The following is a 12643-nucleotide window of genomic DNA, read 5'->3' on the forward strand; positions in this document are numbered from 1 at the left end:
TCGAAATCGGCGAAGACGGTTGGCCCAGTGACTAGCTGGTCCGGACTGGCGGGGTCGCGTATTCAAGTGTCGCGAATCCTCGACATTCGGCCGGACGTCGCTCGCACGAGTATGGCTGACCTGCGTGAGATTCGTAATCGAGAATTCAGCGGGATGCCGAATCACCGTGTGATGGCGCTGAACTGGGCTCTTTCATTTGACCGCGACAAGGGCCAGTTCGGCGGGTTCAGCCGCCCGCCGTGTAACCAGAACGCTGCTTGTGCGCCGCGCAGGCGGGGTGGGATGTGGCGCGGCTGTCCCCACATTCCATACTTCAGCCCAGGACTGGCGGACGGGCTTCGAGCTCGGCGAGATACGCGGCGGCGTTGGCGGCTTCCGGGACGCCGAGGTGCTGGTAGATCTCGACAGCGGCGCGCATGTCGCTCCTGGCTGTGGGGATGTCACCGGTGTCAGCCCGGCAGTGAGCGGCACCGTCGAAGGCGCGAGCCTGTTCGATACGGCTTCCGATCTCGCAGGCCAATCGCAGAGCTTTGGTGAAGACTGTCAACGCCTGGCCTGGTCCGCCGGTGGCGAGCAGTACTCGTCCAAGGCTGTTCAGCTTCATAGCTTGGCCGAGGCGGTTGTTGAGGTTGCGGTAGATGGTCAGTGCCTGCTGCTGTAGATCGGTGGCTTCGTCGTAGTCCCCGGTTTCCGCACGGATACTGCCGAGGTTGCCGAGGGCGCGGGCTTCGCCGAGCCGGTGACCGATCTCACGGAAGATGGCCAGTGCCTGCTGCTGTAGATCGGTGGCTTCGTCGTAGTCCCCGGTTTCCTCACACACACAGCCGAGGTTGCCGAGGGCGTTGGCTTCGCCGAGCCGGTGACCGATCTCGCAGTAGATGGCCTGTGCCTGCTGATACAGGTCGATGGCTTCGTCGTAATCCCCGGTGCTCTTGCGCACGATGCCGAGGTTGCCGAGGGCGTTGGCTTCGCCGAGCCGGTTGCCGATCTCGCGGTAGATGGCCTGTGCCTGCTGATACAGGTCGATGGCTTCGTCGTAATCCCCGGTTTTCCAGCGCACGATGCCGAGGTTGTTGAGGGTGTTGGCTTCGCCGGACCGGTTGCCGATCTCGCGGTAGATGGCTTGTGCCTGCTGATACAGGTCGGTGGCTTCGTCGTAGTCCCCGGTTTCCTCGCGCACGCAACCCAGGTTGCCGAGGGCGTTGGCTTCGCCGAGCCGGTTGCCGATCTCGCGGTAGATGGCCTGTGCCTGCTCCTGTAGGTCGGTGGCTTCGTCGTAATCCCCGGTTTCCTCGCGCACACAGCCGAGGTTGCCGAGGGCGTTGGCTTCGCCGAGCCGGTTGCCGATCTCGCGGTAGATGGCCTGTGCCTGCTGCTGTAGGTCGGTGGCTTCGTCGTAATCCCCTGCTCTCCGGCGCACGATACCCAGGTTGCTGAGGGCGTTGGCTTCGCCGAGCCGATCGGCGACGTGGCGGGCTGCGGTGAGGGCACGATGGTGGAGGTCAACCGCTTGTGACCACGACCCGTCGCGGTCGAGGAAGCCAGCCAGCGAACCGGTGAGGTCGATGACTCGGCGGGGTTGGCAGGTGGCGGCGTGGTCGAGGCAGGCCAGCAGGTTGGCGCGTTCGGTCCGCATCCACAGCAACGCCTGTACCTCGTTGCCGAACTCCCGAACTACCTCCCCCTGGAGGGTGGTGGGGTAGGTGCGGCTGGCCAGCCACCGGTCGGCGCTGATGGCGGCGGCCTGGTAGTAGTCCAGCAAGCGGTCCACGGCCTGATCGTTGTCGCTGGTGGGGTCGGTGGTGGTGAGAGTGCGAGCGTAGGCGCGTAGTAGGTCGTGCAACCGGTACCGGCCAGGGGCGGTTTCGTCGAGCAGGTGGTCGGTGTACAGCGACTCCAGCTCCCGCCGCGCCACCTGGAGCGGAATGTCGGCCAGTGCCGCCGCGGCGCCGACGTCGGTGTCGGGCCCGGGATGCAACCCCAACCGTTGGAACAGTAGCTGCCGCTCGATCGGCAGGTCCCGGTAGGACAGGGTGAACGCCGCGCGCACCGCGCGGTCACCGACATCAAGTTCGGCCAGCCGATCGGTCGCGGCCGCGAACTCGTCGGCCAGCCCGGCGACGCTCCAGGCGGGGTGATGCGCGAGGCGCCCGGCCAGCAGCACGATCGCCAACGGCAGATACCCGCACAACCGCACGATCTCGACGACCGCATCGCGGTCCCCATCGGTGCCGGGTGTGCGGTGGGCCAGGCTGGTGAACAGTTCGATAGCGGGGTCGGGGTCGAGGATGTCCAGCGCCATTGGGAGCGCGGCGTCCAGCGCGATCAGGCGCCGGCGGCTGGTCACCAAGGTCAGGCACTCGTTCCCGGTGGGGAGGAGGGGTTCGATCTGGGTGTGGTCGCGGGCATCGTCGAGCACCAGCAACACCCGCTTGCCCGCCAGCCGATCGCGCCACAGGTCCCGCCGCCCGGTCAGGGTGTCGGGCAGATACCGGGGATCGATACCCAGCCCGGTCAGCAACCTGGCCAGCACGTCAGAAGGGTCGGTGGGTGGCTGGCCCGGGGTGTGGGCGTGCAGCTCCACAAAGTACTGCCCGTCGGGGAACCGGGGTTTCAACTCGTGGGCGGCGCGGGTTGCCAGGGCGGTCTTCCCGACCCCGGCCATGCCGTCGATGGTGTGGATCGACACCACCCGCCCTGGCCCCGCTGCCGCCAGGATCCGCTCCAACTCACGGTCACGGCCGATGAAAGTGACCTCATCGCGGCGCAGCGCAGCCGTCACCACTGGCGGTGGGGGTGGCGGAGCCTCATGGTGCGTCGACATATCGACGAGGCCGAAGTTGTCGCGTATGTTGGCTTGCCGCGACTTGCCGGTGGCGACGTACACCGCAGGGGCTTCATCTTCGTTCCGATCGCCGGTCACCGAACTCTCCTGTGATCAGAGATTGATGGTGCCGGTGTTGTCGCCGCGAATGTTGACCTGTTTCGCCTGGTCGTAGGCGTGGGCGACGAACATGTCGATCGTCGTGTCCTGGCGTGCGGCGTCCACCAACTGTTGCAGTGCGACCGCGAAGCCCGGATCGGTGCGCGCGGCGGCGGTGATCACCTCGGCTGCGGCCACCTGGTTCTCCGGGGTGGGGTCGCGCTCCAACTCGGCTAGAGCCGTGGTGGTTTCGGGACCGCGGCCGAATTTCTCGCCGATGAACTCGCGCAGGTGGGTGAGGGCGCGCCAACTGCTGGAGCCGGCGTCCTTGGCCAGTCCTTCCCCGAACTTCGATGCCAGCAGTGCCGCCGCCGCGATACCCAGAGAAACCGGTTCGACCATTTCCACCCCGATCTGCTCACCCCGAGACCACCACCAAGCCTATGCCGCGCACAACACCGCCGCAGCCGAACCAAGGTGACCGGCTGGTTTTTTTAGAGGCCGGTCGGGGATCGCTGCCGCGAACCGGAAACGAAATCGTTCAATCCCACCAGTCAAAGATCAAGTACGTAGCCGCCACGAGAACCTGGGAACACCCGGCCAGCTAGACCTGGGAACGGACGGAAACAGGCTCCTTACCGTTCCTTGCCGCCGCTACATATAGGTGGGAGTCACAACAACAGGGAGGTCTTCGAATGGTGGTCGACCACAGCGCCATATCACTACGCTCGGCGAGCAGCGGGGTTTGGCCGGGGCACTTGCTGAGGATGCGGACGGGTGAGTCACCACATGGTGGTCGGTAGGCAGAGGGCGGCGGTGGTCGCGTGGACCAGGGTACGGAGGGTATCGGGGGTGTCGATCTGGTCGGGGGCGAGGCTGACGATGGCGAGGGTGTAGGTGTCGGCGATGCGGCACAGGTAGCCCGATAGGCGGGTGCGGGGGAGGTGGTCTGCGGTGAGGCCGGGGTGGATGGCGCGGGCGGCGACGCCGGTGCAGCGGTGCGGGCCGAGGGCGCGCAGGGAGTCGGGGAGGGTTCCGATGTTGGAGCACAGGATGTCTCGCTCACCTGCGCCCTTGGATAGTGCGTAGGCCCAGCGGTCCGGAATCACCTGCAGCAGTTCCTCCGGTATCCCGCCGGGGCTGGACATGCGGCGCTCGTAGGCGATTCGGGACTTCTCGCGGATCGTGGCCGGAGTATCGGCGCGATCGATACTGATCTCGGTCATCGCGAGATCGTTATCGACGCGCGGCTCGTCGCGGGTGTCGACCGGGAGGCTGGCATCGATGGTCGGGCCGGGAAATCCGCTGGCCCATAGCATTTTCGCGATCAGCGCGATGAACAGGCTATTGGCCGTCCCGCCCTGTGCCGTGGCGGCCTGCTCCCAGTCGGCCGCCGGACATTGCACGATGACGCTGTGCGTCGGCGCGGCCTGCACCCGCGTGCGCGCATTGATCGCCGGCCCGCGTTCGCGAGCCGGACGGTCCGGGATCCCGTGACGTAGGGCGCGGACAGTGCCGCGCACCACGATCGACCACTGCCGCCACGCATCGGACCAATCCGATTCCGGAGCGCGAACCTCGGCTGTCCGATCCATGCGGGCAGGTTTGCGCGCGCTATCGGACCGGTCTGATTCCGGTGCAGTGGACGTCACCGCAGAAGGGGATGTCGCTATCGGTTCGCTCGCACTCGATCGTCCCGACGCGCCGTCGTCTGTTGGTGTGGCGGGAGGGCGATTCGATTCCGGTGTAGCGGATGTCGCCGCGTCGGAATTGGGAGTTGCCATCGCGTCGCTCGCACTCGATCGTCCCGACGCGCCGTCGTCTGTTGGTGTGGCGGGAGAGCGATTCGATTCCGGTGCAGCGGATGTCGCCGCGTCGGAATTGGGAGTTGCCATCGCGTCGCTCGCACTCGATCGTCCCGACGCGCCGTCGACTGTTGGTGTGGCGGGAGAGCGATTCGATTCCGGTGCAGCGGATGTCGCCGCGTCGGTGTTGGGAGTTGCGATCGCGTCGATCGCACTCGACCTGCCCGCGCTTCCAGCCGTTGGCGCGATGTCGGAGCCATCTGGTTCTGGTGCAGTGGATTTCGCGAACAAACCCCCGCTCCGCGCTGGTGATGCGGTCAAGCTCGTGCCACCAAGCGCAGCGTCCACCGCGAGCACTAGCGCCCTGCCGTCGGCGAGCGCATGCGAACAGGTCAGCGCCACAATCGATCCGCCATCATCCAATGCGGCGGCGGATAGTCGCCAACCCGGACCGTATTCGGGATCGAGGTTCGCGCCCTGCTGGTCGGCCCATGTGAGCAGATCCGCGTGAGCGACCGTGCCCTCGGTGAACTCGAGTGGATACGCGCGGCTGTTCGGTCGCCAACTGCGGCGCGCGCCCGGTACCCGCGACCGAATCACCCTGCGCCCCAACGGACCACCCCGCAGCGCCGCGTGCACCCGCCACAGCAACTCCGGATCGACGCGATCAGCGGTGCGCCACAACCCCTGTAGCGCGATCGGGGTGCCGAGCCCGCGATGCGTGCGCAGGAAGATCTCGTCGACGACGCTCAGGCGCCCCGTCACCGTCGGGCTCGCTCCCTCAGCTACGCGCGCCGTGGCGACCCGCACCGGCCGCGAATCGCTGGGCACCATCCAAAGCTCCGTCGGCGAGGGCGCGCAGACCGTGCTGGTACTCGTTGTGCAGGGCGGTCTGCTCGTCCATGCCGTCCTGTTCCAGCAGCGACATCCGGTCCGAGCGCAGGCAGGTCTGTGGCAGTGCGGCCAGTTCGGCGGCGAGTTGTTCGGCGGCGCTGCGTGCTTGGCCATTCGGCACCACCCGATTGACCAGTCCGATCTGCAGTGCCTCCGGCGCGGCGACGGCCCGGCCGGTGAGAATCAAATCCATGGCGCGACCAGTGCCGATAATGCGCGGCAGCCGGATGGTGCCGCCGTCGATCAGCGGTACACCCCAGCGGCGGCAGAACACGCCGAATGTGCTGTCCTGCTCGGCAACTCGCATATCGCACCACAGTGCCAGCTCCAGCCCACCCGCGACCGCATATCCGGAGACCGCGGCGATCACCGGCTTGGACAGCCGCATGCGGGTCGGTCCCATCGGGCCGTCGCCGTCCTCGGTGACCTGATTGGAGCGCTCGGTGCCCAAACCCTTCAGGTCCGCACCCGCGCAGAAGGTGCCGCCCTCGCCCCACAGCACCGCGACCGCCGCATCCGGGTCGGCATCGAATTCGCGGAATGCGTCGGCCAGGGCCGCGGCGGTCGGGCCGTCGACCGCATTGCGTGCCTCGGGACGGTGCAGGATCACGGTGGTCACAGGTCCGTTGCGTTCGATTCGCACACTCACGAGCACGACCATACGCCGTCCGGGGTGGCCTTGTGTGAAGAAATGAATTTGTGGTTCACTTCTTGTGTGGCCTACCGCAGAACCCCCGCTGTCCAGGCCCGCCTGGATGCGCAGGCGGGGCTGATCGTGCAGGCCGCGACCAAGGTGCTGTCCCGGGCAGGCTATGCCGGACTGTCCATGGCGGCGGTCGCCGCCGAGGCCGGATTGGCCACCGGAACGGTCTACAAGAACTTCAGCGGCAAGGCCGACCTGGTCAGCGCAGTGTTCCGGAAGGTGGTCGCGCACGAGGTGACCGCGGTGGCGACCGCCGCCGCCAGCGGAAGCGCCGTCGAGCGGGTGAGCGCCGCGGTGGAGACCTTCGCGGGCCGGGCGCTGAAGAATCCGAAACTCGCCTACGTCCTGCTCGTCGAACCCGTCGATGCGGTGGTCGACACCGAGCGCCTGCACTTCCGCCGCGCCTTCGCCGAGGCCTTCGAATCCGCTGTGGCGGACGGGGTTTCGCGCGGCGAACTGCCCGCACAGGATGCCAGGACCAGTGCGGCCGCACTGGTCGGCGCCATCGGCGAGGTCCTGGTCGGCCCGCTGGCCGACGCACCGCACAGCGAATCCGTTGTGCCCGAAGTCATCAGGTTCGCATTACGCGCGCTCGGTGCGCGCGATGAATCCCACTCAGGAGTGTCCGATGCCGACGCATGAAGTCTTCAACCAGGTTCCGAACATCGTGCCCTTCGATGTCTCGAAGAACCCGGCCCTGCTGGAGGGGCTGCGCCGGGAAGGCGCGGGCTGGGCCGAGCCGGAAGTGCGCGAACTCGGCACGCTCGCGGGCGGATTCGAAGCACAGGAGTGGGGTCGTCTCGCCAACGAATACCCGCCGGTCCTGCACACCCACGACCGCTACGGCAACCGCATCGACGAGGTCGAATTCCATCCGTACTGGCACGAACTCATGAAAGTCGCGGTGGCACACGGACTGCACGGCGCGCCCTGGCTCGACGACCGGCCGGGCGCCCACGCCGCCCGCGCCGCCAAGTTATACACCTGGGGCGCGGCCGAAGCCGGACATATGTGCCCGATCTCGATGACCTACGCCGTGGTGCCCGCGCTGCGCCACAATAGCGAGCTCGCCGCCAAGTACGAACCGCTACTCGGTTCCCGCACTTACGATTTCGGCCTGCGTGAACCGTCTACCAAGGCCGGTCTCATCGCGGGCATGTCGATGACCGAGAAGCAGGGCGGCTCCGACGTCCGGGCCAACACCACCACCGCGACACCGCAACCCGATGGCAGCTACCGCATCGTCGGGCACAAGTGGTTCACCTCGGCGCCCATGTCGGATATGTTCCTCACCCTGGCCCAGGCCCCCGGCGGCCTGTCCTGCTTCCTGCTGCCGCGCGTCCTGCCGGACGACACCCGCAATCCCATTCGGATCCAACGGCTCAAGGACAAGCTCGGCAACAAGTCCAATGCCTCCTCGGAGATCGAATACGAGAACGCCACCGGCTGGCTGGTCGGCGCGGAGGGCGCGGGCGTCAAGACCATTATCGAAATGGTCAATATGACCCGTCTGGACTGTGTCATCGGCTCCGCTGTCGGCATGCGCATGGGCGCCGTCTACGCCGCCCACCACGCCCGGCACCGCGAAGTGTTCGGGGCCAAGCTGATCGATCAGCCCGCGATGCGCAATGTGCTGGCCGACCTCATTATCGAATCCGACGCCGCAACCACGGTCATGATGCGCCTGGCCGGTGCCACCGACCGGGCGAGCACCGATCCCGCCGAGGCCGCGCTGCGTCGAATCGCCTTGGCGGTCACCAAGTACTGGGTCTGCAAGCGCGCCCCGTCGCATGCGGCCGAGGCCCTGGAATGCTTCGGCGGCAACGGCTATGCCGAGGAATCCGGTATGCCGCGGCTCTATCGCGAGGCTCCGCTGATGTCGATCTGGGAAGGCTCCGGCAATGTGGCCGCCCTGGACGCCCTGCGCGCCATGGGCCGCCAGCCCGAAACCGTGGAGGCATTCTTCAACGAGGTCTCGCTCGCGGCGGGTGCCGACCCCCGGCTCGACGACGCCATCGCCCGGGTCGGCAAGGAACTGTCCGACCTCGACGAAATCGAATACCGCGCCCGCCGCGTCGTCGAGCTCATGGCCCTGGTGCTACAGGGTGCGCAGCTGGTCCGCCACGGCCACCCGGCGGTGGCCGACGCCTTCTGCGCCACCCGCCTCGGCGACGACTGGGGTATCGCGTTCGGCACCCTGCCCACCGGTGTGGACACCGCGGCCATCATCGCCCGCGCCCTTGTCTAGTGCCCGGGCCAGCCGAAGCGGTTGCGCGCCACCTACCATCGCACCCAGGGGGTGCGGCACCTGTTCGGTGCATCCGACTTCCGGATTACCTACCGTACGTTGCTTGACGAGACGTCAGCTCACTTACCGAAACGGAAAGGAAAACCGCTGGCCAGGAACACAATTCGATTGACATCGGGAGAGAATGATCCCGTGACAGGGAACAGGTCTGCTCGGTGGGCGGTCGAGCCCGCCGAGCCGCGTTCGCCCGAGGCGGCCACCATCCTCCGGCTCTATCTGGCCGAGATGATCAGCCGCTACTACTGCCGTCCTACCGATGAGGCGGAGATCGACCGGCACCTCGCCGATGGCCACGACAGCGACGACCTGGCCCCGCCGACCGGCTTGCTGCTACTCGCACGCCGAAGCGGCGAGGCCGTCGGCTGCGTCGGCCTGCGCCGCCTCGATGCGCAGACTCTCGAGCTGACACGCATGTTCGTCCGCCCCGATGCACGCGGCGACGGCGGCGCCGCCGAATTACTGGGCTCGGCGGAACTCGCCGCCCGCGAACTCGGCGCACACGCAATCCGCCTCACTACACGCAAGGATCTCGTGGAGGCCCGCGCCCTCTACTCCAAGCACGGGTACGCCGAGATTCCGCCCTACGGCGACGACCCGCTGGCAGATCACTGGTTCGAAAAGAAACTGGACTGAGAGGGCGGTGTTTCCGCACCCTGTCGTGTTTCGTCCCAACCAGCGCGGTAGGCGGTTGCCGAACTGCCGGTCCAATTGTCCAGCAGCCTGGTGATCTCGACATCGAGGGAACGGACTCCGTTGACCAATTCCTCCGCGGTCAACTGCACATACCGACCAGCGTCGGTCACCTCGGCCGGAACGACGTCGAACGTCCCATTCCCCGAATTCGGTTGCGCCACAATCACCCTCCCCCCACGAAACCAAGTACACCGATAAGCTACACCACCCCTCAGCTCGAATCCACCGCCGTAGTTCCGCTCGGCCAGTCTCCGGCGTCAGTGGGCGAGGGCGTCGGGCCCGTCGCGCCATTGCCGGGGCGACAGACCATGGTTGCGCCGGAACAATCGGGTGAAATAGCCCGGATCGGGCACGCCGACGCGGCGGGCGATCTCACCGACCGGCAGATCGGTATCGGCCAGCAGTCGGCGTGCCTCGGCCATTCGCCGTTCGGTGATCCAGGCCTGCACGGTGCGCCCGGTGCGGCGGCGCACCACGGTGGTGAGGTGTCCCGGCGTCATGCCGACCGCGTGCGCCACATCGCGCAGCGATAGCGGTGCGGTATGCCGCTGGTCGATCACCTCGAATACCTCGGCGAGCAGCGGTTCACCGCTGCGCCGCAGATCACCCACCACATCGGCGGCCAGTCGCGCGAGGTCGATGAGCAGCAGCGTCAGATGTGCGGTCGCGGCCTCGCGGTAGCCCTCCTGCCGCTGCGTCAATTCGGCATCGATGGCGGCGATCGCGTTGTCCCACAGCGGCCTGCGCGGCACCGGTACCGACAGCTCCAGTACCCCACCCGAATGTTGGTGCAGGAAGGGGAACAGCAGCGGATGCGCGCGCCAGGCCGGCCAAGGCGTCCGTGCGGCATCGCCGAGCATCGCGGGATCGAAGAACACTCCGACGGCGCCATCGAACTCGCCCACGGTGGCGGCCTTGATCACCTGACCCGCCGCGACCACGTACACCACTCCGGTGGGCCGGACGTACAGCAGCACCGGAAATTCGTGAATATGCGGAGTGCCATTGCCGGGCGCGTGGTGTTCACCGAATCGCATCAGCGATATCGGCGGCGTGACCTGGTCGGTCCGATAGTCGTACACCGGAACGCCGTCGCGGTGCCTGATCATCCGGGTGGCCTCGGTCATAGCACCGAAAATAGTCCTAATTCTGCCGATGATCACCCAATTCTGCCGCTGTATCTGCGGGCACCATGAGAATCATGACCAAAGATCATCCACATTCTGTCATCCATGCCATGGGCAACCGGCACGACTACCTGCCCGCAGCGGGCCGTGACGCACTGCTCCCCGGCTACGATCTGCTCACCCGGCTGCTCGGCATGCACAAACTCCACGAAACCCTCGTCGCGCAGGCCGAACTCGCGCCCGGCCAGCGTGTCCTGGAAATCGGCTGCGGCACCGGAAATCTGACGATTCGCGCCAAACGCGCCCAGCCCGCCGCCGAGCTGATCGGCTCCGATCCCGATCCACTCGCACTGGCCCGCGCCGAACGAAAAGCACACGGGCTGAGCGGCATTCGCTTCGAACGTGCCTACGCTCAGGAACTGCCCTATGCGGAAGGCGAGTTCGACCGGGTGCTGTCGGCGATGATGCTGCACCACCTGGAGACCGACATCAAAACAGCCGCGCTGGCCGAGGTGCTGCGGGTGCTGCGCCCCGGTGGCAGCGTGCACATTGTCGATGTCGGCGGTGCCGTCACCTCGGACGACGGCCTGGTCGCCCGGCTGATGCTGCACAACGAGCACGCCGCCGACAACCTCGGCGATGGCATTCCCCAACTGTTGCGCTCCGTCGGCTTCGACAGTGCCGTGGTCGCGTCCCAACGCCACCGCCGACTGGGCCGCGTCACCTTCTACCGCGGGATCCGCCCGATCTAACTGGTGCCAGGCGAGAGCGGTTGCAGCACCCGTTCGACGAGCGCGGTGTCGCAGTGCTCGATCACCTCAGTGAGCCGACCGTCGGCGACCCGGAAAATAAAGCAGTAGGTCTGCTCGTACGGCTCACCGCTGGTGGTCCTGCCATGGCCGCGCACCTGGGCCACCACGCGGTCGTCTTCGGCAATGATGAATTCGGCCGCACTGCGGTATTCGGTGAACTGGGTCATCAGCGGCCGCAGGAGTTCGTTCAGCACAACGGCCTTCGGTTCCCAGGTCTGCGACCAGGACCAGTTTCCGGGGAAGATCCAGCGGAAGTCGTTGGCCATGGCCTCGGCCATCGCCCGGGTATTGCCCCGGGACATCTCGTCGAAGATCCGCTCGACCAGTTTCTTGTTCTCGGTTGCGCTCATACCTGCGACGCTAGGTAGTGTCGAGACATGCGACAAGCGCGAGTCTTGCATGGTTGATATGAGCAAACCGCATGGGTGAGTTCACGATCGTCGGGTTGCGCGTGGTGCGCGAGGCCGCGAGGTGCGGATCGTTCTCGACCGCCGCGGAGCATCTGGGATATACGCAGTCGGCGGTATCCCGGCAGATCGCGCTCATGGAACAGGCCGCGGGCCGGGCACTGTTCGAGCGGTATGCGCGGGGCGTCCAGGTGACCGAGGCCGGACGGATCGTGCTGCGCCATGCCGAAACCGTGCTCGGCGGTCTCGGATCCGTTCGCCAGGAACTCGACGACCTGACCGCGCGTCCGCCCGCCACCCTTCGGGTCGGCGCGTTCTCGACCGCCATGGCGGCACTGGTGCCAAGGGCCATTGCCGCCACCGCGCCGCGCCTCGCGCGGGTGCCGTTGCGCGAAGGCACCAGTCCGCGGCTGCGGTCCGCGGTCGCGCGCGGGCGACTGGACCTGGCGGTGGTGACCGAGACTCGAAATCTGCCCGCGGATACCGAGATCGAGCCACTGCTGGACGACCCGCTGCTCATCGCAGTCTCGCCGGACCATGAGCTGGCAAATCGTGTGAGTGTCACGCCCGAGCAGCTGCGCGGCGCGCGCTGGATCGCGGGCAGCCCCGACCCGAGCAGCACCCTGCTCGGCGCGTGGACCGACGCCACCTGGGAGCCGGAGATCGCCTTCGTCGCGCGCGACTGGTTCGCCAAACTCGGGCTGGTCGCGGCAGGTATGGGCATTACCGTGGTCCCCGGAATCGCGGTATCGGTACTGCCGCAGGGCATTGCCCTGGTCCGCATCGATCATCCCGCCGCGGTACGAACCACCTCCGTCGTCCATGTCTCGAAGGCTCGGCCAGGCATTGAGGACAATCAACAGCGCGACGCCGAGCCGCGACAGATCTTCATCGAAGCCCTGCGCGATGCCGCCGCCGATCTCGCCGCCGAAGTCCGACAGCGACTTCGATAGCCGACTTACATAGCCATA

General features: G+C 66.9%; 12 protein-coding genes. 5 read left to right on the forward strand and 7 right to left on the reverse strand.

Features of this window, described 5'->3' with window-relative positions:
- Window positions 1-313: 313 nt before the first annotated feature.
- The 4 genes from ACWEO2_RS12915 to ACWEO2_RS12930 form a co-directional block, all read right to left on the reverse strand.
- On the reverse strand, window positions 314-2923 hold the full coding sequence (locus ACWEO2_RS12915) for an ATP-binding protein (RefSeq protein WP_452405472.1): 2610 nt from the start codon (window positions 2921-2923) through the stop codon (window positions 314-316).
- 15 nt (window positions 2924-2938) lie between these two features.
- On the reverse strand, window positions 2939-3331 hold the full coding sequence (locus tag ACWEO2_RS12920) for a hypothetical protein (RefSeq protein ID WP_452405473.1): 393 nt from the start codon (window positions 3329-3331) through the stop codon (window positions 2939-2941).
- Window positions 3332-3705: 374 nt separating this feature from the next.
- Window positions 3706-4518, reverse strand: a complete 813-nt coding sequence (locus ACWEO2_RS12925) for a hypothetical protein (RefSeq protein WP_452405474.1) — start codon at window positions 4516-4518, stop codon at window positions 3706-3708.
- Window positions 4519-5509: 991 nt separating this feature from the next.
- Window positions 5510-6283, reverse strand: a complete 774-nt coding sequence (locus ACWEO2_RS12930; protein ID WP_452405475.1) for a crotonase/enoyl-CoA hydratase family protein — start codon at window positions 6281-6283, stop codon at window positions 5510-5512.
- A gap of 54 nt (window positions 6284-6337) precedes the next feature.
- Here ACWEO2_RS12930 and ACWEO2_RS12935 point away from each other — a divergent pair, with 54 nt between their 5' ends.
- The 3 genes from ACWEO2_RS12935 (at window position 6338) to ACWEO2_RS12945 (ending at window position 9266) form a co-directional block, all read left to right on the forward strand.
- Window positions 6338-6967, forward strand: a complete 630-nt coding sequence (locus tag ACWEO2_RS12935) for a TetR/AcrR family transcriptional regulator (protein ID WP_452405476.1) — start codon at window positions 6338-6340, stop codon at window positions 6965-6967.
- On the forward strand, window positions 6954-8573 hold the full coding sequence (locus ACWEO2_RS12940; RefSeq protein ID WP_452405477.1) for an acyl-CoA dehydrogenase family protein: 1620 nt from the start codon (window positions 6954-6956) through the stop codon (window positions 8571-8573). Before ACWEO2_RS12935 ends, ACWEO2_RS12940 begins: the two co-directional genes overlap by 14 nt.
- A 192-nt stretch (window positions 8574-8765) precedes the next feature.
- Window positions 8766-9266 (forward strand): GNAT family N-acetyltransferase, encoded by a 501-nt coding sequence (locus tag ACWEO2_RS12945; RefSeq protein WP_355176456.1) that lies wholly within the window; start codon window positions 8766-8768, stop codon window positions 9264-9266.
- Here ACWEO2_RS12945 and ACWEO2_RS12950 read toward each other — a convergent pair.
- Both ACWEO2_RS12950 and ACWEO2_RS12955 read right to left on the reverse strand, forming a co-directional pair.
- Window positions 9239-9487: a WXG100 family type VII secretion target gene (locus ACWEO2_RS12950; protein ID WP_452405478.1), complete on the reverse strand. Its 249-nt coding sequence runs from the start codon at window positions 9485-9487 to the stop codon at window positions 9239-9241. The two genes, ACWEO2_RS12945 and ACWEO2_RS12950, sit on opposite strands and share 28 nt — an antisense overlap.
- 96 nt (window positions 9488-9583) lie before the next feature.
- A complete protein-coding gene (locus ACWEO2_RS12955; protein WP_452405479.1) occupies window positions 9584-10453 on the reverse strand; it encodes a helix-turn-helix transcriptional regulator in 870 nt (289 codons plus the stop codon).
- A gap of 74 nt (window positions 10454-10527) precedes the next feature.
- Here ACWEO2_RS12955 and ACWEO2_RS12960 point away from each other — a divergent pair, with 74 nt between their 5' ends.
- Window positions 10528-11205: a class I SAM-dependent methyltransferase gene (locus tag ACWEO2_RS12960; RefSeq protein WP_452405480.1), complete on the forward strand. Its 678-nt coding sequence runs from the start codon at window positions 10528-10530 to the stop codon at window positions 11203-11205.
- Here ACWEO2_RS12960 and ACWEO2_RS12965 read toward each other — a convergent pair.
- A complete protein-coding gene (locus ACWEO2_RS12965) occupies window positions 11202-11615 on the reverse strand; it encodes a nuclear transport factor 2 family protein (RefSeq protein ID WP_452405481.1) in 414 nt (137 codons plus the stop codon). The genes ACWEO2_RS12960 and ACWEO2_RS12965 overlap by 4 nt on opposite strands.
- A 71-nt stretch (window positions 11616-11686) precedes the next feature.
- On the opposite strand from ACWEO2_RS12965, the gene ACWEO2_RS12970 reads away from it, so the two are divergent.
- A complete protein-coding gene (locus tag ACWEO2_RS12970; RefSeq protein ID WP_452405482.1) occupies window positions 11687-12625 on the forward strand; it encodes a LysR family transcriptional regulator in 939 nt (312 codons plus the stop codon).
- Window positions 12626-12643 lie beyond the last annotated feature (18 nt).

Source organism: Nocardia sp. NPDC004278, assembly GCF_053602975.1.

Coding starts and splice junctions, on each gene's coding strand:
- ACWEO2_RS12930 (WP_452405475.1), bottom strand. CDS start 6,283: ATGGTCGTGCTCGTGAGTGTGCGAATCGAACGCAACGGACCTGTGACC.
- ACWEO2_RS12940 (WP_452405477.1), top strand. CDS start 6,954: ATGCCGACGCATGAAGTCTTCAACCAGGTTCCGAACATCGTGCCCTTC.
- ACWEO2_RS12970 (WP_452405482.1), top strand. CDS start 11,687: ATGGGTGAGTTCACGATCGTCGGGTTGCGCGTGGTGCGCGAGGCCGCG.
- ACWEO2_RS12965 (WP_452405481.1), bottom strand. CDS start 11,615: ATGAGCGCAACCGAGAACAAGAAACTGGTCGAGCGGATCTTCGACGAG.
- ACWEO2_RS12955 (WP_452405479.1), bottom strand. CDS start 10,453: ATGACCGAGGCCACCCGGATGATCAGGCACCGCGACGGCGTTCCGGTG.
- ACWEO2_RS12960 (WP_452405480.1), top strand. CDS start 10,528: ATGACCAAAGATCATCCACATTCTGTCATCCATGCCATGGGCAACCGG.
- ACWEO2_RS12925 (WP_452405474.1), bottom strand. CDS start 4,518: ATGGATCGGACAGCCGAGGTTCGCGCTCCGGAATCGGATTGGTCCGAT.